Below are 22326 nucleotides of genomic sequence, written 5' to 3' on the forward strand. Positions count from 1 at the left end.
GGGAGTCTTCATGGATGCACCACCGAGCTCCCGTGATCGCTCTCCTCACGGTGTCGCACGGGACCTCCGACCCGCGCGGCCAGGAGGCGGTCGCCCGTTTCGCGACGGCGATTCACGAGAAGGTGGACGCCGAGGCGGCGGCCCACGCGTTCGTCGATGTCCAGCAGCCGCGCCTCTCGACCGTCCTGGCGGAGCTTCCCGCCGACGCCCTGATCGTGATCGTCCCCCTGCTGCTCTCCCGCGGTTATCACGCCGGACACGACCTGCCGGAGGCGGCGGTGCCCTACGGCGATCGAGTCGTCATCGCGCCGCCTCTCGGCCCGGACCCGCGCCTGACGGACCTCCTGGCGCAGCGTCTCGCGGAGGCCGGGCACCACAGCGACGAACCGGTGGTGCTCGCGGCTGCCGGGTCCAGCGACCCTGCCGGGATCGAGGATGCGTCGAGAGCGGCTGTGCTGCTCGGCGAGACCCGGCCCGGAGCGGTCACCGTCGGCTTCCTCAGCGCCGCCGAACCCACGGTGGACCAGGCCGTCCGGGATGCGCGACGAGCCCTCCCGGCGGGAGACTGCCTCGCCGTCGCGAGCTACGTGCTCGCCCCCGGCTACTTCCATGACCGGGTCACCGGAGCGGTCGCCGAGCGCGTCACCGCACCGCTGCTCCCACCCGACGCGCCACCGGACGACCTGCTCGTCGAGATCGCGCTGGACCGCTACTCGGCCGCCCTGTCGGCGTTCGACCCTGCGGCATCGGACTTCGCGGCCCGTGGACGCCGCAGCAGTGCGACCGCGGAGCCGACCAGTCCGTAGGCCGCCCCCGCCAGGAGCACGACCGCGGACACCGCGACGCCCGGAACCGACGTCGCCGACCACTGGGTGAGACAAAGGATCGACAGCGACGCGCACACCGCACTGCCGCCCGCGATCAGGACCAGTGCTCCGACGCGCTCCCTCTGATGCTCAGCCACCGACCCTCGTTCCGTTGCCGCTGCCGCGGCTGCGGCAACGGAACGAAGGCTATGGGGGTCCCGCCGTCAGGGGAAGCTCTCGTTACCCCGTATTGCATGGCGGCCAGGTCAGCCCCTCACAGGCTGACCGGTCTTCGGGTCGAGGAAGAGCGTCCGCGAGCCGTTCTGCCCGCCGTGGTCCCCGTCATCGTCGCCGTGGCCGTTGCCGTGCCCGGAGAACGAGAACATGTTGTTCAGCGTGCCGGCCTTCTGGTCGAACGAGGCGTTCCCGATCCGGCCGGTGCTCCAGTTGTCCTCGATGAAGCGAAGGATGGAGGTCTGATCGGTGGTGGTGTGGTCCACGAAGTTGCTCTTCGCGTACGGCGAGATGACCAGCAGCGGCAGACGCGGACCGTAGCCGCAACGGTCCAGGTAGCCACCGAGGATGTTCGCCGGGTTGGTCCCGCAGTTGGTTCCGCCGGCCAGCGCGTCGACGCCGGGGTCATCGGACTGGTTCACGATCGGGCTCATCTGGTGGTCGTACCAGCCGTCGCTGTCGTCGTAGGCGAGGATCACCGCGGTGCTCTTCCAGTCCTGCGTCTTCTGGAGCTTGTTGATCGTGTCGACCACGAACGCCTGCTCGTCGATCGGGTTCGAGTAGCCGGCGTGGCCGTCCTGCGCGGCCGGGGCCTTCAGGAAGCTGACGGCCGGCATGCTCTTCGCATTCACGGCGGACCAGAAGTCCGTCAGGTCGTACTGGTGGTTGGCCGGACCGTTGTGACCCACCTCGGCGACGGATGCCGGCGGGGTGTGCTGGAGGTTGGCGGTGCTGGCGAAGTACTGGAACGGCTCGTGGTGAGGGATGTAGGACTTCGACGTGACCGGCGTGCCGACCGTCGTGGTGCTGGTGGCGGCGCAGTCGCGGAACCCGCCCTGGAACCATCCCCAGCTCACGTTCTTGGCGTTCAGCAGGTCGCCGACGTTCTTGTTCTTCACATCGGTCGACGTGGTGGCGTCACGCGAGTCGCAGATGTCGCCGGCAGGCTGCGGGTCGCCCACGACCGTGGTGTTCGCCGTCACCGCCGACGACGTGGTGGCGAACCCGTGGGTCTGGCCGGAGGCCAGGTTCAGCGCGCCGACGGTGGAGGGGCCGAACGTGGTGCCGTACGAGTTGTCGCTCATCGCGAAGTGCTGAGCGTAGTTCCAGAGGCCGGTGACGGTGTTCCCGTCGTAGTAGCCCATGACGAGGCCCGCGCCCTTGCCGTAGTCCACGCACGTGCCGGCGCCGCGGCCCACCGTCTCGACGAACTTGTCCATCAGGCCGGAGTCGAACGCCTTCTGCTCATCCGTATACGTGTGGTCCTGATCGCAGGTCTGCGCCTGGCTCGGGGTGAGGCGGAACGGCTGGACAGAGTTCGGGTTGTTGGGGGCCTGCAGCGGTTCGTTGAGCCCGTTGATCGTCGGGGTGTCCGCCGCCGCGGTGAAGCGGGTCTCCCCAGACAGGTTGGCGGCGTTGGGGTAGGTCGCGAAGTAGTGATCGAACGACACGTTCTCCTGGAAGATGACGACGACGTGCTTGATCGGCGTCGTGGTCGCGCTGGCGGGCGGCCGGCCGCCGTCGTCCGTGTGACGGGACGCGACCGCTGGAGCGACCGCCCCGGCAGCGATGAGCGCGGCCGCACCCACGGCGGCCGCTGCATGCTTGATCGTGAATGTGAACACCAGGCGTTCTCCTCGGCGAGTCGGCGGTCACGGGCCACTCCCACGACCGTCTGCCAGTGTGGCACCACCCCCGGACGGGTGCCAGATGCTCCGGCAGACGGCGAGATGACGGTCTGGTGAACACACCTGGTCAAGCGACCCTCCTCGGCATGGGCAAGTGTTTACTGAGCTTCGCTCGAAAGACGGCGCACTGCTGCGGATCCGCTCGCGAGCCGCACCCGGTGGCCGAGAAAGGCAACCGTCCTGGTGGCTGGAAGACCGCGGCCGAGATTCGCCAGCTCGCGGACGAGCGGTACGAGTTTGTTCAATGGCACCGCGACTGGCTGAGCCTGATCGCGGACCCGCTCGAGCAGTCAGGCCGCGAAACGCTCAACGACCTTTCAGACGATGAAACTCGACGACGTTGTAGCCGTCGAGGCGGCAAGAGAGCGCCGACATCCGAAGATTGACCCGTGATCAGACGGCGGGAGGGCGTGCCTGGATGACGCTGCCGCGCGCGCTTTCCTTCTTGCGACAGCAGTTGGAGCCCACGTGATCTAGACGGGCGTCGGTTGCGAACCGAGGAGAGTCGGCACCATGGAGGACCGGTCTAGCCAGGTGGCCAGGTCACGGTCGATCATCTGGGCGAGTTTGCGACAGGCCTGGTGCCCTTCCTTTGCAGTCAGCCGCCGGCCCTGTCCTGGGAGGGGAAAGCCGTTGATCAGGGGCTCGTGGTGAGCGACCCGATTGCGGAGGGCGTTCACTGTACGAACAGCTTCGTGGGCCCACGGCCTCGTGTACCGAGCGTGTTCAGCTCGCGCCACGGCGGCACCGCCCCTGAATGCCTGGTGGAGCGAATTACGCCACAAGAATTCGTAGTCGACCCGATAGCGTCGGGGCTCGCTTCCGAAGTGATCGCCGGCGTCCAGCAGGTTCGCCCAAAAGCCAAACATGCAGCGGGCAACCAGCCGCCCTGGTAGCCGAGGATCGAGGCGGTTCCTGCGGACCCCGTTGGGGAGGTCTTCCCACGCGGTGCGTAGTTGCCTGAGAGTGCGGTCGTCGAGCTCGAGTTTCGGGTTCTCATACCAAGTCTGACCCCACACGGAACTCAGCGCCAAGTGCATCGCGTTACGCATCGCCACTTCGAGAATCGCGATGTCCGCGAGGATTGCGATCGACAGATCCCGATCCCATACGTAAAGGGCCCGCGCCAGCGCACGGTCACCATTCGCCGCGGCGAGGTAGGTTGCGAGGCGGTCGGCGGAGATGGCCTGGTCGAGAGCCGACTCTTCTCGTGCGAGTCGGACCGCTGCGGCGGTTGCCTCAAGTTCCCCTGCCCCCGTCGCACTCTCGCCTATCAGCGCTGCGTCGTCTGACACTGGACTCCTTCCCGAACACGCCTTAGACTAATAAAACAGAAGTCCCCGGATTTCGCCTCTCTGGACATGAGCCATGAAGCGACCGGGGTTTTTCTTTTGCGCCGACGCTCCTAGTCCTCGTCGAAGTACTTTGCGGCCTCCCGGCGAATCTGAGTTAGTCGTTTTGAGACGGGGCTGTGGTTGGCATACCCAAGTTGCCGGGCAACCTCTGAGGTGGAGTATCCGCTGCTCAAAAGAACCACGATCTCACGATTGCGGCGATCGAGAAGCGACAGAAAGTCGTTGGTCACCAAAGCCCCATCGATATCGCTTTGCGGCCCCTGCACAGGGATTGTGTCGGTCAGCTCGACGAACCGCACCTTCACCTTCGATCGCTTCCGGTAGAGCTTGCGTTCGAAATCTTCGCGCGCGAACGACCACGTCGAGGAGAAATCGTCCTCCACGCGATTGGCGCGGACTGCCTCCAGGATCCCTCGAAGCCGCCCATCCCTATCCGCCGCTTCGGCGGTCTCTGCGACGACGTCCGCGGCGTCCTCTTCGCCGGTCCAGATGTCACCGCCCCGCAAGGGATGCACGCCAAGCGCCCCATCGAGCACCGAACCATCCTCCAGGGTCACTGGCTGTCCCGCCCCGGCGAACCCTTTGTCCACACGCCCGTACTCGGCCAGACGCGCCTGCATCACCTGGGTGACCGCGGGCAGCCAGAAGTCGAGATTGTGGGACAGCATCCGAATCGGATCGTCTTTGGAAAAGGCACGCATCGGCGACCCGGACACAAGTTGCGGCCAGATCCTCGCAGCCCACGCCCGACGGAGTCTGTCCGAAAAATCGGAAGGAAGATACGGCTCAGGGTCAACGCGCTCGACTAGGAACGGCCACTGTCCAGCACGCATCAACGGCAATCCGAACGCGTCCAATGCTTTCAAGGGAAGAAGATGCACCAAAGGCGCATATTCGTAGTACCGGGACGGAGTTCGCGGAACGAGTGTCACGTTCACATCGCCGAGCTCCGCGATCCGACGCATCGGGGCCGGAAGCTCGTCCTCATCAAAGTAGCGGCGCCGAAACTGCGCCGACTCCCACAGCATGTTCCATTGCGAGACGGCCACGGCCGTCTTCACATCGCTCCGACGTAGCCAGATGGCCGCATACTCCGGCGGCGCCGGAACGGTCGCCCGCACGATCCCGTCATAGAGGAACGCCGCCGACATGTTGGTTAGTCGCGGGTACATCCCTGGCTCGACTTCTTCCCGAGGAATCAGAAAGTCGTCTCGACGCCAGTCTCCTCCGGCGGTTGCGTCGCGGTCCATGCGGGCTTCCCCCGTCGATATAGCTGATGTGCTCATGCCTTACCTACGACAGTAGAACCCCGATCCGTTCCATCCCGGCAAAATCGGCAGATGATAGTCCCGATAGAAGGTGGCCTCCACTACCAACTATTGATATTCAACGTTATGTCCAACTGATGCCGGCCTCTTCCCATTCGATGCGAATACGAGGCCTGGACCAACTTTGGTGAGGCCTGATCAACAGGCCGACGGCTGCATCTCCACCGGACTGGCGAACCTGCCAGCCTGCGGTGATGAAGCCGGAAGACCGCTTCCAATCCCGCCGTGGGACGATGCCCAGACGATGTTTGGCAGCGCAACGCCGACGGGCAGGGGAGCATCGAGCCTGGTGCGGTCAGACGTCACAGCACAACGGTCGGCGGAAACCAGTTTTCTCTAGAGAACGATCAAGGCGAACGCGTGCTGGAATTCGGGCTACGGCTCGGCAGTTGCGGTCCCCATGCGCTTCTGAACTCGCCCCTACCGCAGGCGCCTCCTGGTGGCGTTGAATGTCGCCTGTGTTCGATTGGGTCCTCGTCGCCGACCTCGGCACCGCCGTGGGCACCACCGTGCTGGCCGTCGCGACGTTCGTCTCGACACGGTCCGCCAACCGGTCGGCGCGGGTCGCCGAGCGGGCGCTGCTCGAGGGGATCCGGCCCATCCTGCTCCCCTCCAACTGGTCCGACGCTCCGCAGAAGGTGCGGTTCACGGACGGCAGATGGATGACCGCACTCGGCGGTCGTGCCGCCCTCGAGATCACCGATGAAGCGGTCTACCTCGTGATGTCCGTGCGCAACGCAGGAGCCGGAGTCGCGATCCTGCACGGCTGGCGCCTCTCCACGGATCCCCGGGCACCCCTCCCGCGGCCCGAGGAGTTCCATCGGCTGACCCGCGACGTCTACGTGCCGACGAGCGATCCCGGCTTCTGCCAGGTCGCCATCAGGGACCCGCAGTCGGCCGACTACCAGGCGGCGCGGGAGGGGTCCCTCGGGGATGGGTTCTCGGTCGACGTGCTGTGCGGGGATGCGGAGGGGTCGCAGCGTGTGATCTCCCGGTTCTACGTCTCGCACGGCCCACCCGGGCAGGGCGATCACGAGCAGGACTGGGTCCTGCTCGTCTCACGCCACTGGAACCTGGACCTTCCCGCTCCCCGTCAGTAGCGCTGCGCACCCCTCAGAAGACGCTGTATCCGCCGTCGACCGTGAGCACGGAACCCGTCATGAAGCTGGACGCCGCACTGGCGAGGAACACGATGGCGCCGCCGAGTTCTTCCGGTTCGCCCGCACGCTGCTGCGGAGTGTCCTCGATCCAGTAGCGGTGGAACTTCGGGTCATCGATCGGAGACATCTCGGTGTGCATGTAGCCCGGTGCGAGCGCGTTGACGCGGACGTTGTGCGGCGCCCACTCCGCCGCGAGGCTGCGGGTGAGGTGGTGGACCGCCGCCTTGGACGCGTTGTACGCCGGCTGCCACTGCGGACGGTTGACGATCGACGCCGACATCGACCCCACGTTGATGATGGAGCCGCCGCCCTCGGCGATCATGTGCCGGCCGAACACTTGGCTGGCCATCCAGAGCCCGTCGACGTTCACGCCCATCACGTGGCGCCACTCCTCGTCCTTCACATCGACCGCCGGCCTGTGGATGCAGACGCCGGCGTTGTTGACCAGGATGTCTGCACGCCCGAACTCGGACACGGTCCGCTCGAGCAGCCTTTCGATGTCCGGGCGCGACGTCACGTCGGCTGCCACTCCGATGGTCCGGCCGCCGCGATCCGCCAGTTCGGCGCTGACCGCCTCAGCCTCGCCGCTGTCGCGACCGACGACCACGACGTTCGCGCCGGCTTCGATGAGTGCCTGGGCGAAAGCGCGACCCAGGCCCCGTGTGGATCCCGTCACCACCGCCGTCCGACCGGACAGGTCGAACTGGTCAAGAACGTTCATGGTGCCTCAGAGTACGCAGCGCAGAGGGATGGAGGAAGCCTCCTGGCTCGAGACACTCCTCGATTCCCGACTGGCTGTAGCTCACGACTTCGGGCGCGTCACTGGAGTGTCGTGGACGAGTCCGCCGGATCGAGCCGGACGATGGTGAACGAGAAGGGCGGGAGGGGGATCCCCCGGCTGTGATCAACGCCGACCACACTCACCGGCTCAGCCGGCGCTTCCTGGAACGGCTCTCCCGCGTCCGGCTCGGCGGACAGCGAGACGGTGTCGCCCTGTCGTACCGGCTCGCCCGACGCACGGGTCACGTCGAGGACCGCCGGTTGCCCCGTAGCGTTCACGGCTTTGACGAAAACAGCGCGGTCGGTGGAACGCGACACGGCTGCCACCGAGATCCGCCGCTCCGGCAGACCGGAGTCTGTGAAGTCGAAGATCGTCACTCCGTTGAAAACGCAGACGACCCGCTCGCCTCGCCCTGTCACCCGGATCTCGAGGTCACCGCCCGCGCTGTCCTTCGGGAGCATGGGAACCGGCTCGAGCACGTCGTCGGTGATGCCGTCCGTTCGACGTTGCAGCATGTGGAACCGATTCCCCCAGGTGCCGAGGTGCCACTCGAAGGCGTCGTTGTCCGAGTCGACGGCGCCGAAGGCCACGATGAAGCCGTTGCAGCCGTTGACGAGCTCCACCCGCAGCTGGATCGTGTAGTCGGGGAGATCCGTGCTGAGCGGGAGAGCGGTGAAGCGGTCGGAGCCCTCGGCACTCACCGTCACGATGTCGGAACCTGTGATGCGTGCGCCCTGAATCGCCAGCGTTCCGGTCTGCGCCTTGACGGCCACACTGGAGCCCGGCACGACGCCCCGGGTGAACTCCGGTACGCCCGACGTTGTGACCGGGAGGGAGGCATCCCCGGCGGCCATCGCGTGCATGCGCTGCACATGGTAGTTGAAAGTCGGGAGCACGCGTTCGTTGTCGAAGTAGATCAGGTCCGGCACCCACTGCGTCCTGTCGATCTTCGCCAGCAGGGGCGCGTACGAGGCCAGCCGGACGATATCGCCGTTTCGCTCCATCCCCATCATGTAGGCGGCTTCGGCGAGCGCGCAGAGCAGGCTGTTGCCTCGTGAACCGTACTCGCCGATGTACACGGCCGGCCCCGACCGGTCATAGCCGTCGAAGCGATCCAGGTGCTGGAAATACCAGCTGGGGGCCTTGTACGAGTGCTCGTCGACGATCGGGACGGCCAGCCGGCGCGCGAGCTCCCACCCCCGCTCGTAGTCGCTGCCGAACGGGAACGGACCCGCGGTGCCGATCACGGTGATCTCGGGATGTGCGACCCCGACCGCCTCGAACAGCCGCTGGAATCGGTCGGTGAACTGGTCCGTGATCTCGTCTTCGTTCCCGATCCCGAGGTACTCGAGCCCGAAGGGCTCCGGATGCCCGGCTTCGGCCCGCCGGCTCCCCCAGCGGCTGCTCACCGGGCCGTTCGCGTATTCGATCAGATCGAGGACATCTTGAATGTAGGCGTCGAACTCGTCGTCGGGGATCGCCTGTTGCCCGCCGAGGACGTTCTGGCAGCACACACCCGCAGCCACGACCGGGAGAGGCTTCGCACCGATCTGCGCGCAGAACCGGAAGTACTCGTAGTAGCCGAGACCCATCGACTGGTGGTAGCCCCACAGATTGAAGTTCTGCGTGCGGCCCTCTACCGGTCCCAGCGTCTCTTTCCAGTTGTACAGATTCTGCAGCCCCATCCCGTGGGCGATACAGCCTCCCGGGAAGCGGACGAAGCGCGGCCGGAGGTCGGCGATGGCGCTCGCGAGGTCCGGCCGAAGACCGTTGTCGCCGCCGAAGGTCTCCTCGGGGAAAAGGGACACGAGCCCGACTGCTGCGCGGCCGTGAGGGAGCGAGACACGCAGGCTGCTTCCCGGTTGGGTTGCGGCGGAGGTCATGACGATTCGATGAGCCACCTCTTCCGGCCCCAGTGCGATCGAGGCCGTCGCCAAGGGCGTATCGCCTGGTCCGAGGAGTTCGATGTCGAGCTCGGCACCCGGTGCCGGTGCGGTCGCCCTCAGGCGGAGGATGTAGCGAGCGCCGGCGCGGACCGATATGCCGTCGAATCCCTGATTCGTGATCGACGCCGGTCCCGTCGTGGCGTCCAGCAGTATCGGCAGGAGAGCGCCGTTCTGGTGTTCGACGTGACCGAGGGTCTCCCATCCGGTCAACGCATGCCAGTCCGGTCGATCGACGGCACTGAAGGAGAAGGAGCGGTTGCGGATCAGTTCCGCATACAGCCCGCCGTCGGCGGCATAGTTGATGTCTTCGAAGAAGACTCCCCACAGGTCCGTGCTGATCGGTCTCGGGTTCTCATCGTCGATGTGGACGGTCAAGCGGACGGGTTCGGCTGGTGCCATGATGAGGTCTCCAGATATGCGCGCTCCAAGCGGGCGCGTTCGGTTGCGGTGATCGGGATCACGGAACCGTGGCGGGCTCCGTGCGGAAGTCGAGTGGCGGAGAGGTGCTGCCAGTCGCCCGAGTGCGGCGTCTCGCTGCGGTAGAGCTGGTAGCCCCGCTCCCCGAATTCGTCGAGCAGGAGGTACGCCGCCGTCCCGTCCGCAGACGAGAACGCGGCCGGTCCTTCGGCGCGCGACTGAGTCCCGGTACCGAGATCGGCGGCGACGACCGCGAAATCCGTTGACAGCATCGACTGCCCGATCTCCTGGCGGACGAACTGCGAACGGAAGGCGGGATCGGCCGACAGAGAGTCCGCCGAGAATCGGGCGAGACCTCCCCGCCAGGCCAGGAACGTCACATCGATGACGTCATGACCCGGGTCGAGGTAGGTCTGCGCCGGCGTGAAGGAGGTGAAGTCGCGCGTCTCGCTCACGAGGATTCGCTGATGGGTCTGATCGAGGCGAGCAGCGCCGTCCGCATACAGCGCGCTCGCGAAGAACACGAGCCAGGTGCTGCGCTCCGGCGACCAGAATGCCTTCGGCGCCCAGGTGTTGCCTGCGCCGGCGGGCGCGACCTCCGCGAGTCGTCCGGCTGACCACTCGATCAGGTCGTGGCTCTCCCAGACCACGATCGATCGACTCCCCCACCGAACCGCGCGCGCCCAGTCCTCGTCAGGATAGGTGCGCAGGTCCGTCGCGAGCACCACGAACGTGCCCCGTGCATCGTCGCGGACGATGAACGGATCGCGCACGCCACACTCGCCGACCGCCGACCTCAGCACCGGCCGCCCCCCGTTGAGCTCCCTCCAGCTGTCCGGTTCCCGGCTGGGCGTCAGGGCGAATCTGATCTGTTCGGCATCCGGGGTGTTCCCGTTGACGAAGTGCGCGAGCAGGAAGCCGTCGTACGACGCGGTCACCGTGCCCCTCCCGAAACCCGTCGGCGTGAGGTTAGATGTAACGTTATAGGACGCGCTGCCGTGACACGGTTTCGCGGGGAGAGGGAAGAGCATCCATGGTGACCATCAACGACATCGCGAAGGCGGCAGGGGTCTCCCCGATGACGGTCTCGAACGTCATCAACCGGCGCCCCCACGTAAAGGACACCACCCGGGCGAAGGTCCTCCAGACGATCGAGGACCTGGACTACCGGGTCAACGTCGCGGCGCGGAACCTTCGGCGCGGTCGGACGCACACGATCGGCCTGGCCGTGCCGGAGATCGACCGGCCCTATTTCGGTCAGCTCGCGGCTGCCGTGATCGAGCACGGCAACCGCCACGACCTCCACGTCGTCATCGAACAGACCGGCCGCTCGAAGGAGAACGAGCTCACCGCGCTGGCGCTGTCGAGGGTCCGCCTGTACGACGGCCTCATCCTGAGCACTGTCGGGCTGGGGGAAGCGGACGTCGACATGCTGCGCGTCGACTTCCCGGTGATCATCCTGGGTGAGCGCATCTTCCAAGGTCCGGTCGACCATGTGGCGATGCCGAATGTCGAGGGCGCGCGCGCCGCGGTGTCGCACCTCATCGATCGAGGATGCCGGCGCATCGCAGCTCTGCATGGGCCGTTGGGAAGCGACACGGACGTGTCGAGCCTGCGTCACGACGGGTACCGGCGTGCCCTGCAGGATCACGGGATGGACGAGGACCCTGCCCTGACCCTGGTGCTGGACGACTTCTCGCCGGCCAGCGCGGTGAAGGCGGTCCGTGAGGCGCTGGCCGGTGGTGTGCGCTTCGACGGACTCTTCTGCGTCACCGATTATGTCGCGCTCGGGGCGATCCGTGGCCTGGCGGACGCCGGGCTGTCCGTCCCGACGGACGTCAAGGTGATCGGCTTCGACGACGTCGAGAGCAGCCGCTTCCTGACCCCGTCGCTGTCGAGCGTGAACCCCTCGCACGATCTCATGGCGGCGAAAGCCGTGGACCTTCTCGCCGCCCGGATCAGCCGCGAAGCCGGTGACCCGGTCGAGTTCATCAGCCCGTTCCAGGTCATGGAACGCGAGTCGACCGGGGTCGTGTAAGCCAGCGCGGCACTCCAGGGGGCGGCCGGTCATCCCTTGACGCTGCCGCTGACGAGGCCGCTGACGATCTGACGCTGCGCGACGATGAAGAAGATCACCATCGGGATCAGGACGATGACGCTCAGCGTCATGAAGGCGGGCCAGTCGGTGGTGAACTGCCCGACGGCGGAGTACACCTGCAGCACCAGCGTCTGCTTCTCCGGCGAGTTGATGAACACGTTGGGTGTGATGAAGTCGTTCCACACCCACATCGTCTGGAACACGCCGACGGTCACCAGAATCGGCCGGATCAAGGGCAGCGTCACCGACCAGTAGACGCGGAACGCGCCGGCGCCATCGATCCGCGCCGCCTCGAACAGCTCGATCGGAATGGTCCTCATGTAACCGATGATCAGGAAATAGCAGAAGATCGAGCCGCACGAGTACATGACGATGAGCCCGTTGAGGGAGTCCACGAGCTGGACGCCCGCGAGCATCCGGTAGAGCGGGATCAGCGTCGACTGCCCGGGGATGAGGAACGCGATGACCAGGATCACGCCGAGCACGGTCGCGAAGCGGCCCTTGCCGATGAGGACTCCGAACGCGGCCATCGAGCCGATCACCAGCATCAGCACGATGGAGATCACGGTCACGTACAGCGTGTTCGCGAACGCCTGCACGATCGGGGTGGTCTCGAACACGTGCAGGTAGTTGCCGAGGTAGAGGCTCGACGGCAGGGCGAGCGGGTTCGCAGCGGTCTCGGGTTGCGTCTTCAGCGTGTTGACCACGATGTAGTAGAAGGGGACGGCCACGATGCACGCGATCGGGACCATCACGATGCTCCGGATGAGCCCACGACTCTGTTTCATGAGTAACGCTCCTCGAGACGACGGGAGAGAGCCAGCTGGCCGAGGATGATGACCCCGACGGCAATCAGGAAGAGCACGCTGAGTGCCGATGCCTTACCGATATCGGACTGGGCGATGCCGTTCTCGATGATGGTCTGGGTCAGCGTCCTGGTGGCGAAACCGGGACCGCCCTTGGTGAGGGTGAACGGCAGGTCGTAGACCTTGAGCCCTCCGGTGAGCAAGAGCAGCTGGCTGACCGTGATCGCAGGGGTGAGGAGGGGAAGCGTGAGGCTCTTGAACTCCTGCCACCTGCTGGCACCGTCGATCTTCGCTGCTTCGAAGATGTCCGACGGCAGCGCCTGGAGGTAGGCCAGATAGAGCATGGCGTGCCAGCCCGTCTGCGCCCAGATGGCGACCAGGATGACACTGAGCTGCGCCAGCGTCGGATCGGACAACCACGGGATCGGTGCGACGCCGAGGTATCCGATGATCGAGTTGATGACACCCGACCCGAGCGGGCTGAGGATGAACGCCCACACCAGTCCGAGAATCGCGACACTCGGAACGGCCGGGAAGAAGAAAATGGAGCGGACGAAGCCCCGACCGACGAAGCGACGATTCAGGACGAGCGCGAGCGGGATCGCGAGCACCGTCACGAGGATGGTGGTGGCGACCGCATAGAAGAGGGTGAACCCCAGCGCCGAGAGCATGGACGAGTCCGACCAGATCCGCACGTAGTTGGAGAACCCCACGAATGTAGGCGTCGCGACGTACCCGTTGTAGTCGGTGAAGGAGTAGTACACCGACTGCGCCATCGGGATGAGGTACAGGACGACGAACACGATGAGGATCGGGAGGGTGAACCAGTAGGCGGCGAAGCCTTCCCTCGCCCGCCGGAATCGTCGTCTCGTGAACTCGACTGTTCGCACGTCGCGGCCGGTTTCCGGCCGTTCTACGGTTGTTGCGCTGGCCATCATGGCACTTCCTGTTCGGTATGACCCGAGGGCGGCAGCCGGCCGGGGGAACCGGCCGCCGCCCCCGGAGCTCACTGAAGCGACTTGAGCTTCTCGTCCATGCCTTTGGCGAACTGGTCCGGCGAGATGCTGCCGGAGATGGTCTGCTGCATGAGGGCGACCGCTTCACTGTTCATCACATCACTGTGGGTCGGCCAGCTCACCTGCGGAAGGTAGAACTGTCCGGCACGGACGGCCTCGGTCATGGCGGAGAGCGCGGGGTCCAGAGTAGGGGTGAAGTCCTTCGTCGTGGTGATGGACTGCGTCGTCTTCTGGTAGATCTGGACGCCCTTCTTGCTCTGGAGGAACTCGACGAACTTCTCGGCGGCGTCGGGGTTCTTGGCCTTGGCATTGATCGCGTACCCGGGCGAGACCGCGCCGGCCCAGTAGGGCGTGCCGTCGGCGGTCGGGACCGGGAGATACTGCAGTTTGAGGTCCGGTGCCGCCTGCTGGATCCCGCCGAGCGCCCAGGAACCGGTGGCGATCATCGCTACCTTCCCTTGCTCGAACTGCTGCAGCACCTGGTCTCCGGTCAGGCCCGCGACGCTTCGTGGTTCGATCCCCTTCTCGAAGAGCTCGTTCCACGTCTTCAACGGTTGCGTCCAGGTCTTCTGGAACGTGGTCTTTCCCGCCCAGATGTCCGCGTCCAGCTTGCCGCCCATGCCCTGGTTCTGCAGCCCGACCAGCGCCGCGATCGTCACCGGGATGCCGTCGCCTGCCTCATAGAACGGGGTGATTCCCGCATCCTTCAGCTTGAGCCCCAGGTCGAGGAAGTCCTGCCAGGTCTTCGGCGCTCCGGTGTAGCCGACTTTTGCCAGGAGGTCCTTGTTGACGAGGATGCCGCCGCCCCAGGAGGCCGTGGCCGCCCCATAGACCTTGCCGTCCTTGGTGTAGGTGGCCTTCGCCGCGGGCGCGATGTTGGAGATCCACGATTCGCCGCTGAGGTCTTTCGCGAAGCCGCCGTCCATGATCTGGGTCTTGTTCTCGGCGGTGATGATGAAGACGTCGGGTGCGGTGCCGGAACCGAGCAGGGTCTGCAGCTTCTGGATGTACTGCGGGACGGGCGGCGCATAGGACGCCTTGACGGTGTAGCCGGGGTTCTCTTTCTGGAATTCATCGAGCACCGGCTTGATGGTCTGCTGGTTGTCCCAGGAGAGGAACGTGACGGTCTTCGATTCGGCGCCGCCCGAGCCGGCGGAGCAGGCGGTGAGGGCGGCAGCAGCCGCGGCGATCACGGAGACGGCCATCAGCGTCCTGGCCACAGCTCGTGGTCGCGAGACGGATCGGAGGTGAAGCGACATTGCTTTCTTCTTTCTCTCAGGTGTCGAGGGTTTCGGGTATTGCTGGGTGTGTCAACCGGATCGAGGGGCTGCCCGGTCGTACGCGGGCGAGGTCGCCCGACGGCAGGTGGATCACGGGGTCGATGACGATCTCGCGATGGAAGCCGTCACCGTCCGGCACGGCGAAGCGGTGATACGCGATCAGCCAGTCATCCGTCTCCGGAACGCGGAGGATCGAGTGGTGTCCGGTGGCGAAGATGCCCTCCCCCGGCTCCTGTTCCAGCAAGACGCCTCGGTCCGTCCACGGGCCGACCGGAGTGCTTCCGGTCGCCCAACGAACCCGGTACTCAGGGTCACGCGTGTCGTTTTCCGACCAGGTGAGGTAGTAGAGCGCGCCTCTCCTGTGCAGATGCGCCGCCTCACGGAAGGTGGGGTGCGTCCATTCGGTGACGTGGTCGGTGTCGATGGAGACCATGTCGTCGTTCAGCCGGGCGATGTGGGCGACCCCGTTGCCCCAGAGGAGGTACGAGGTTCCATCGTCGTCCGTGAACACGGCGGGGTCGATCGCACGCCCGGAGTACTGGCCGTCGGCGACGATCGGAGCCCCTGAATCGCGGAACGGTCCCGTCGGCGACGTCCCGACCGCCACACCGATGTTGTCGTCGGCGGTGAAGTAGAAGTAGTAGAGACCGTTCCTCTCGGTCGCCGCCGGAGCCCAGGCGTGGGCGGTCGCCCAGGACACGTCCCTGCCCAGGCGAAGGATCTCGCCCTGGTCGCTCCAGTTGTGGAGGTCGTCCGAGGCGAGCACATGGAAGGAGTCGGAAGACCAGTCGTCCGACCCGTCAGTGGTGGGATAGAGGAAGTAGCGACCCGCGAACGCGGTCAACGCGGGGTCCGCGTAGTAGCGCTCTCCGTCCTCCTTCGACCGGCTCACGTCCGTGCTCTCCCTTCTTCCGCTGATTCCCGACACTCGATTTATATCGATACATGTTCGGATGTCCTGTATCGTCACATATTCCCTCGGAAAGCGCAACTGAACACCTCTGTCTGCGTCTGGTCGTCGCGCCGGCGCTCTATCTGCTGAGCGACGACACGGACGAAAAGACCAACGTCCACGCCACCGTCGACAACCTCAGTACCTTCGGGCCATGGTGAACGCCGCGGTGGCGACCGCTGCGACACGACATGCTGTGCTCGCCCGGCCAGCGGACCGACTTCCGCTGCTCGTACTGCTCGGCGCCGGTGGCGCGCTTGGAGCAGCGGCCGCCCGGTTCGCCCCCGATCTCATCCTTCGCTGAGGATTTGTGCACTCGTCGGTCAGTGATGTCGGCCACACTGGAGAAGAGGAGGATCCGCGTGAGCACCCTGAAACGACCCGATCGCAGCACGGCGTTGGCAACGCTCGGTGGCGCGGCTGCTCTAGCCGCCACCCTGGCGATGGGAGCGGCCATCCGATATGTCCTGTGGGCTCGGGACGACCCGTCACGCTACGAACACGACGTCCGCGAACTCCAGCGTCGTTTCGCTGCCGACCCCGAGCGGGACGGCATCCTCCTGTCCGGGAGTTCGTTCTTCGAACGCTGGACGACGTCGGGCGACGATCTGGCGCCGCTGATCACCGCCAACATCGGGATCGGCGGAACGAGGGCCGGAGACCACATCGCCTACCTCGACCGAATGGTGTTGCCCCGACGGCCGCGAGTGCTGGTGCTGTACATCGGGTCCAACGACATCAGCGGCGCCCCGTTCTTCACGAAGTCGGCCGATCGGACCGTCGACCTGATCATGGAGTACATCCAACGGGTTCAGCGGGCCCTGCCGGAGACGCGGATCTATTACGTAGCGATTACCGAAGCCCCACAACGGGCGCGGGTACGTTCCGAGATCCAGAAGGCCAATCGTCGCCTGGCCGCGGAGAGCCAGTCGGGCGGCTTCCGGTTCATCGACACCTCACAGGCGCTGCTTCGGGCCGACGGGTCCATGAACCGCGACCTTTTCGGCCCCGACCGGCTGCATTTCAACGAGCGAGGCTACCGGGTGTTCGCGTCGGCCGTGCGCCAGGGGCTGGAACCTGAGTACTCTCAGCTCGCCGACGAAGCCTGAACGACCTCTGCCACCACCGCAGCGACTCCGTTCGGTTCGAGGGTCATGCCGGACGCAGCCCCACCGCTCAGCACGTCGGTCCCGGGGATCGCAAGTGTGACCGCAGCGGTCCCGTGGTTGATCACGAAGAGGGTGTCGCCCCGCTGGACCGACTCCACGAATCCTCCGTCACGGCCGCTGTCCGGCCTGCGAACCTCGAGGCCGCTCTCGGCGATCAGCTGTCGAACGATGGCCGCCATATCGTCCTGTCCGAGCCGAGTGGCGAGATACCACGCCGAGCCGTTGCCGCGAACGTTTCTGGTGAGCGCGGGCCAGCCGTCGAGTGGTCCACCGTCGAACGCCGCGACGACCTCGGCCTGCCGGACGTGAACGGTTTCGCTCCACTCGACACCGGTTGCCGAACCATCCGCGAAGAGTGATCCGCAGACCGACACGGTCGGCGGCACGGTCGACTCCGGCGAGACGGGGATGGCGCCCGGGCGCACCCACGCGCCGGCCAGCGGCCAGAACTCCTCTATCCACACCCCGAGCGTCGACTGCAGCTCGCCCAGGTACCCGCCGAGGCGCACCCGGAGGTTCTCGTCGACGATTCCGGTCTGATCGGTGACCAGCACGCTCGACCCGGCGCGCGCAGCCGCATCGATGGCCGCCGCCTGCGCATCCGTCGTGACGAACAGGCTCGGGACGATCACGATCGGGTAACCCGTCAGGTCCTCGTCGCCCCGCGTCAGGTCGACGGTGAGCCCCGCCTCCGTGAGTGCGGCGTGCCAGCGGGCGACCAGCGCCCTGTAGCTCGAGGTGGCCGGGAGTCCTTGCTGCTCGATCGCCCACCAGCTGTCCCAGTCGAACACCAGCGCTGCCTGGGCCTGGACTCGCGCGCCCATCACCTCTCCGAGGCTCTTGAGCTCCGACCCCAGTTGCTCGATCTCCCTCCAGATCCGTGTGTCCGTGCCGGCGTGAGGGACCATCGCGGAGTGGAACTTCTCGGCCCCGGAGGCCGACTGCCGCCACTGGAAGAACAGGATGCCATCCGCTCCGCGGGCGAGAGCCTGATAGGACAGCGCGCGCATCTGCCCCGGCGGCTTCGGCGCGTTCGACGGCCGGGTGTTCACGGCGCTCGGTGACTGCTCCATCAGGATCCACGGCCGGCCGCGGCCGAGTGAACGCATCAGATCCCGTGCCAGGGCCGACCCGCGGGCGGCGTCCGGGTCGGCGGGGTCCGGGTAGAGGTCGTCGGAGATGACATCGACGTGTTCCGCCCAACGCCAGTAGTCGGCACCGCGGAACAGTCCCATGAAGTTCGTCGTCACCGGGATGTCCGGGGTGACCTCGCGGAGGATCGCTTTCTCCTCGAGGAAGCAGGCGAGCATCTCGTCCGAGCTGAACCGCTCGAAGTCGAGGGACTGCGTCGGGTTCGGGTATGCGGCAGTGGCGCGCGGCGGCAGGATCTCGTCGAAGCTCGAGTAGGACTGGGACCAGAAGGCGGTCCCCCACGCCTCGTTCAGTGCCCCGATCGTGTCGTACTTCGCGGTCAGCCACCGTCGGAAGGCGGCGGCCGACTCGTCGCAGTAGCATCGCGCGACATGGCATCCGTACTCATTGTTGACGTGCCACATCACGACGGCCGGATGCGAGCCATAGCGCTCGGCCAGCACGCGCGTCAGCCGGGCCGCGCTCCGCCGGTAGACGGGAGAACTCGGGCAGTAGCCCTGACGCGAGCCCGGCGACAGCCGGACACCGTCCACGGTCACGGGCAGCGACTCGGGGTAGCGGCGCGAGAGCCACGGCGGCGGCGCAGCAGTCGCCGTCGCGAGGTCGACCTTCACTCCGTTGTCGTGAAGCAGGTCGAGCACGCTGTCCAGCCAGCCGAACTCGTACCGGCCCTCTTCCGGCTCCAGCAGCGACCAGGCGAAGACGCCGACGGTCACCAGGTTCACGCCGGCCCGACGCATGAGCTCGACATCCTCATCCCACACCGCCTCGGGCCACTGCTCGGGGTTGTAGTCGCCGCCGAACCAGGGGGTATCGCTGAAAAGAGGACGCATGAGGTGCTGGGTTCCTTTCGGTCGCGCTGGACGCGGACCTACTTGATCGCGCCGGCGCTGATGCCGTCGACGATCTGACGCTGGGCGAAGAGGTAGAAGACGACGACAGGGACGATGGAGATCAGAGTCGCGGCCAGCAGGACCTGGGGCTGCGGGGTCTCGGCCGACACGAAGCTGGTGAGTCCCCGCTGCACCGGCATCAGCGCGTTGTCGTTGAAGATCACGAGAGCCATCAGATACTCGTTCCAGACGGCGAACGCCTGGATCACGGCGACCGCGGCAAGCCCGGGCTTGGCGAGCGGCAGCATGATCCGGAAGAACGTCCCCAAGGCCGAGGCGCCGTCGAGCGCAGCCGCCTCCTCGAGATCCTTCGGTTGCGAGGCGAAGAAGCTCCGCATGATCAGCGTCGAGATCGGAATGCCCGTGGTGATCAGGATGAAGATGTAGCCCTGGCGGGTGTTCGCCAGGTCGAGCGCGAGCAGCACCTTGTACTGGGCGAGGAACATCGCGGGCGCCGGGATGATCATCACAGCGAGGATGAGGGCGGTGAACACGCCCTTTCCCTTGAAGTCGAGCCGCGCCAGCGCGTACCCGGCCAGGCTCGACACCAACAGGATGCCGGCGACCGCGCACAACGTGTAGATGACGCTGTTCGTCATGTACACACCGAGGTTGCCCTTGACCCAAGCCGTGGTGAAGTTCTGCCATTGCGGCACTGCCGGGAGGAGCGCGTCGCCCTTGAGGAGTTCGGGCAGGCTCTGCATCGACCCGGAGATCATCCAGAGAATGGGGAACAGAGCGCTCAGCGCCGCGGAGACCAGTAGCGCGTACAGCGCCACGCGTCCCGGGCGCACAGGCCGACGGCCCGCGCGGGCCTTGGCCGTCGCCGTCTTCTCGGGGAGTCCGACGTACTCGGGTGCATTCGTTGTCGTCGTCATGATCGTCTTCCTTTCCCGCTCAGACGTTCGCTCGACGGCGCGAGATGCCGAGCTGGAGCAGCGACAACAGGATGAGGGCACCGCCGAAAATCACCGACATGGCGGCAGCCGCGCCGTAGTTGTTGTACGTGAAGGCCTGCGTGAAGATCTGGAGGGTGGGCACCATGGTCGTATAGCCGGGGCCGCCGTTGGTGAGGACCTGCACGGTGCCGAAGATCTGCAACGCTGCGAGCAAGGTGAGCAGGCTGACCACTGTGGTCACGGGGGCGAGTTGAGGCCAGGTGATGTACCGGAACTTGGCCCAGCCGCGGGCGCCGTCGAGTTCGGCCGCCTCGTAGAGGTACTTGGGGATGTCCTGGAGGCCGGCGAGGAACAGAATGAAGCCGAACCCCCAGTGCAGCCACAGGAAAACGGCGATGACGGCGAGCATGGCGACGTTGGGGTCGTTCAGCCAGTCGTGCCGGAGGAACCCGAGTCCCGCCCACCCGAGGATCTTGTTCACGATGCCGGAGCGCGGGTCGAGCATGGCCGAGAAGACCATGCCGACGACGACCACCGAGAGCACGCTCGGCAGGTAGTAGACCGTACGGAAGAAGGTGCGGCCCTTGCGGATCGCGTTGACGGCGAGCGCCATGATCATGGCGACGCCGTTCCCGACGACGAAGCCGACGACGCCGAAGATGACCACGTTCTTCATCGATGTCCAGAACGCGACGTTGCGGAAGGCGGCCTGGTAGTTGAGGACGCCGACCCAGGGCGTGTCCGGGCTGACACCGTCCCACGACTGGAAGCTGAGCACGATCGACTCGACGAAAGGCACCAGCGTGAAGACTGCGATCAGGGCGATCGCGGGTGCCAGGAAGAGGTATCCGGTGAGCGCCTTGCGTCCGCCGATCCTGCGCCGCCTGCGCGGCGCTCCGAGGGAGCGCCGCGCAGGTGTGGTGCTGAGGGTGGTCACTGGCTGGCGTCCTGCGCGCTCTGGACGTCGGCGAGCAGGTCCTTCACGGTCATCTGGCCGAGCACGAGGCTCTGTACGTCACGGTTGATCGCATCCGTCACCTGGGCGCTGAACGTGTTGGGGATGACCTGCTGGTTCTTCGTGCCCTCCGCGAAGCCGGTGAGGGTGTCGGGCAGCTTCGCGCTCTTCAGCAGCGACGGGCTGGTCGGGATGATGTACGCCTCCTTGGCGAACACCTCCTGCTGGGCCGGCTCGGTGAGCCACTTCACGAAGGCCAGCGAGGCCTGGACATGCTGGCCCCGCGGGTTGATGACTGCGCCCTTTCCGGGAACACCCGGAGAGCGGGGCGTGTACTTGGCGTCGGACGCCTTCGGCAGTGCCATCGAGAAGAACGCGGTGTAGTCCGGAGCCGTCTTGTGCGCGACCGAGACGCCGGGCGAGGCGTCGAAGATGGTACCGACGCTGTGCTTGGTGAAGAAGTTCGTCTCGACGGTGGGGTTGTCGGTCTGGCCGCCTGGGATGGCGTCACCCTGGATGGCTCCCGCCTTCTTAAGGTCCGCGATCACTTGAAAGGCCTTCGCCCAGCCGTCGGACGTCCACTTGTAGTCGCCCGCGAAGGTGTCGTTGATCTGCTTGTCCGTCAGCCAGTTCGATGCGAGGTACTGCACGAACTGGGGCGTGAGGGACGCGGCGACCGAGAAGCCGCCGTTCGGGTTCTTGTTGCTGGCCGCCAGCTGCTTGATGAGATCCGCGACCGTTTTGGGGGGTTTCGTCGCGTCGATGCCCGAGTTCGCTGAATCTGAGATGAGGCCGTACGCCTGGTTCTCCCAGTGGACGGTGTAGATGCCGGGCTTGACCCCGAGGTTGTTGCCCTTGGCGAACGTCGCGAGCTTGATCACTTCTGGGGTGAAGTTCTTGCTCCACCCGTCCTTGAGTTCCTTGGTCAGGTCGAGCGCCCAGCCGGCCTTGTAGAAGGGTGCCATGGAGACCGGGTTGAACGAGGAGTAGATGTCGGGCATCTGCTTCGACTGTGCGTCCGACTGGAGCTTCGGCAGGTAGTCCACCGGGCCCGGAGTGTCGATGGTGACCGTGACGCCAGTGTCCTCGCCGTACTTTTTGGCGAGTTCGTTCAGCACGATCTCTTGACCCCGCGACTGGTTGAGGAACGTCAGGTGGACATCCTTCTCAGCGGTCGCGGTCGGGGTGGCTGCCGGGCTGTTCGCTGTGCAGCCGGTGAGCAGCAAGGCGGCGACCGCGACGGTCGCGCCTACCGCAGTGGCAGCGCCACGACGGGCTTTGTATCGATTCAACATGCGTGGAAGCATTCGTCCTCACCTTTGAAAGACACCGGAGCGGGTGCGCCGGTCGATGGAATGGAAGTGCAGAAACGCTAACTCTGAGTCGCTCAT

Annotated in this window: 20 protein-coding genes; 6 read left to right on the forward strand and 14 right to left on the reverse strand. The window is 65.9% G+C overall.

Translation table 11 applies throughout. The annotated features are described in order from the left end of the window. The first annotated feature begins 14 nt into the window (after nucleotides 1-14). Entirely contained in the window at nucleotides 15-806 is a 792-nt protein-coding gene (locus AB4079_RS01075) for a sirohydrochlorin chelatase (protein WP_441785424.1), read from the forward strand. A gap of 266 nt (nucleotides 807-1072) precedes the next feature. Here the strand turns inward: AB4079_RS01075 and AB4079_RS01080 are convergent, their stop codons facing one another. Beyond that, complete coding sequence (locus tag AB4079_RS01080) at nucleotides 1073-2665, reverse strand: phospholipase C (RefSeq protein ID WP_441785425.1); 1593 nt, start codon at nucleotides 2663-2665, stop codon at nucleotides 1073-1075. Nucleotides 2666-2781: 116 nt separating this feature from the next. On the opposite strand from AB4079_RS01080, the gene AB4079_RS01085 reads away from it, so the two are divergent. Then, nucleotides 2782-3114, forward strand: coding sequence for a hypothetical protein (locus AB4079_RS01085; protein ID WP_441785426.1), 333 nt, complete (start codon nucleotides 2782-2784; stop codon nucleotides 3112-3114). An 87-nt stretch (nucleotides 3115-3201) separates the two neighbouring features. On the opposite strand, the gene AB4079_RS01090 is transcribed toward AB4079_RS01085, so the two are convergent. Next, a complete protein-coding gene (locus AB4079_RS01090; protein WP_441785427.1) occupies nucleotides 3202-4023 on the reverse strand; it encodes a hypothetical protein in 822 nt (273 codons plus the stop codon). A gap of 110 nt (nucleotides 4024-4133) precedes the next feature. Beyond that, the gene (locus tag AB4079_RS01095; RefSeq protein WP_441785428.1) at nucleotides 4134-5333 is read right to left on the reverse strand and encodes a hypothetical protein; all 1200 of its coding nucleotides are present in this window, start codon (nucleotides 5331-5333) and stop codon (nucleotides 4134-4136) included. Between the two features lie 536 nt (nucleotides 5334-5869). Between AB4079_RS01095 and AB4079_RS01100 the strand changes: the two genes are divergently transcribed. Beyond that, nucleotides 5870-6511: a hypothetical protein gene (locus AB4079_RS01100; protein ID WP_441785429.1), complete on the forward strand. Its 642-nt coding sequence runs from the start codon at nucleotides 5870-5872 to the stop codon at nucleotides 6509-6511. A 13-nt stretch (nucleotides 6512-6524) separates the two neighbouring features. Here the strand turns inward: AB4079_RS01100 and AB4079_RS01105 are convergent, their stop codons facing one another. The 3 genes from AB4079_RS01105 to AB4079_RS01115 form a co-directional block, all read right to left on the reverse strand. Beyond that, complete coding sequence (locus tag AB4079_RS01105; RefSeq protein ID WP_441785430.1) at nucleotides 6525-7292, reverse strand: SDR family NAD(P)-dependent oxidoreductase; 768 nt, start codon at nucleotides 7290-7292, stop codon at nucleotides 6525-6527. Nucleotides 7293-7390: 98 nt separating this feature from the next. Then, nucleotides 7391-9697, reverse strand: coding sequence for an alpha-L-arabinofuranosidase C-terminal domain-containing protein (locus tag AB4079_RS01110; RefSeq protein ID WP_441785431.1), 2307 nt, complete (start codon nucleotides 9695-9697; stop codon nucleotides 7391-7393). Continuing rightward, nucleotides 9670-10653 carry a glycoside hydrolase family 43 protein gene (locus tag AB4079_RS01115; RefSeq protein ID WP_441785432.1) on the reverse strand — a complete coding sequence of 328 codons (984 nt, stop codon included), beginning with the start codon at nucleotides 10651-10653 and terminating at the stop codon, nucleotides 9670-9672. Before AB4079_RS01115 ends, AB4079_RS01110 begins: the two co-directional genes overlap by 28 nt. Before the next feature lie 95 nt (nucleotides 10654-10748). On the opposite strand from AB4079_RS01115, the gene AB4079_RS01120 reads away from it, so the two are divergent. After that, on the forward strand, nucleotides 10749-11753 hold the full coding sequence (locus AB4079_RS01120) for a LacI family DNA-binding transcriptional regulator (RefSeq protein WP_441785433.1): 1005 nt from the start codon (nucleotides 10749-10751) through the stop codon (nucleotides 11751-11753). 29 nt (nucleotides 11754-11782) lie between these two features. Here AB4079_RS01120 and AB4079_RS01125 read toward each other — a convergent pair whose 3' ends face one another. From AB4079_RS01125 to AB4079_RS01140, 4 genes are all read right to left on the reverse strand, one after another. Then, nucleotides 11783-12601 (reverse strand): carbohydrate ABC transporter permease, encoded by an 819-nt coding sequence (locus AB4079_RS01125; protein ID WP_441785434.1) that lies wholly within the window; start codon nucleotides 12599-12601, stop codon nucleotides 11783-11785. Continuing rightward, entirely contained in the window at nucleotides 12598-13509 is a 912-nt protein-coding gene (locus AB4079_RS01130; RefSeq protein WP_441785435.1) for a carbohydrate ABC transporter permease, read from the reverse strand. The genes AB4079_RS01125 and AB4079_RS01130 overlap by 4 nt, the downstream gene beginning before the upstream one ends. A 116-nt stretch (nucleotides 13510-13625) precedes the next feature. Then, on the reverse strand, nucleotides 13626-14894 hold the full coding sequence (locus AB4079_RS01135; RefSeq protein ID WP_441785436.1) for an ABC transporter substrate-binding protein: 1269 nt from the start codon (nucleotides 14892-14894) through the stop codon (nucleotides 13626-13628). A gap of 16 nt (nucleotides 14895-14910) precedes the next feature. After that, nucleotides 14911-15807, reverse strand: coding sequence for a family 43 glycosylhydrolase (locus AB4079_RS01140; RefSeq protein ID WP_441785437.1), 897 nt, complete (start codon nucleotides 15805-15807; stop codon nucleotides 14911-14913). Between the two features lie 214 nt (nucleotides 15808-16021). Between AB4079_RS01140 and AB4079_RS01145 the strand changes: the two genes are divergently transcribed. Further along, nucleotides 16022-16171, forward strand: coding sequence for a hypothetical protein (locus tag AB4079_RS01145; protein WP_441785438.1), 150 nt, complete (start codon nucleotides 16022-16024; stop codon nucleotides 16169-16171). Nucleotides 16172-16229: 58 nt separating this feature from the next. After that, nucleotides 16230-16976, forward strand: coding sequence for a GDSL-type esterase/lipase family protein (locus tag AB4079_RS01150; protein WP_441785439.1), 747 nt, complete (start codon nucleotides 16230-16232; stop codon nucleotides 16974-16976). Here AB4079_RS01150 and AB4079_RS01155 read toward each other — a convergent pair. The 4 genes from AB4079_RS01155 to AB4079_RS01170 are packed head-to-tail and all read right to left on the reverse strand — an operon-like array spanning nucleotide 16955 to nucleotide 22230. Continuing rightward, a complete protein-coding gene (locus AB4079_RS01155) occupies nucleotides 16955-19021 on the reverse strand; it encodes a beta-galactosidase (protein WP_441785440.1) in 2067 nt (688 codons plus the stop codon). The two genes, AB4079_RS01150 and AB4079_RS01155, sit on opposite strands and share 22 nt — an antisense overlap. A gap of 38 nt (nucleotides 19022-19059) precedes the next feature. Continuing rightward, entirely contained in the window at nucleotides 19060-19959 is a 900-nt protein-coding gene (locus tag AB4079_RS01160) for a carbohydrate ABC transporter permease (RefSeq protein ID WP_441785441.1), read from the reverse strand. 19 nt (nucleotides 19960-19978) lie between these two features. Next, a complete protein-coding gene (locus tag AB4079_RS01165; RefSeq protein WP_441785442.1) occupies nucleotides 19979-20917 on the reverse strand; it encodes a carbohydrate ABC transporter permease in 939 nt (312 codons plus the stop codon). Continuing rightward, nucleotides 20914-22230 (reverse strand): sugar ABC transporter substrate-binding protein, encoded by a 1317-nt coding sequence (locus AB4079_RS01170; protein WP_441785443.1) that lies wholly within the window; start codon nucleotides 22228-22230, stop codon nucleotides 20914-20916. Before AB4079_RS01170 ends, AB4079_RS01165 begins: the two co-directional genes overlap by 4 nt. Nucleotides 22231-22326: the final 96 nt, after the last annotated feature.

Source organism: Leifsonia sp. 2MCAF36 (genome assembly GCF_052115525.1).
GTDB lineage: Bacteria > Actinomycetota > Actinomycetes > Actinomycetales > Microbacteriaceae > Leifsonia.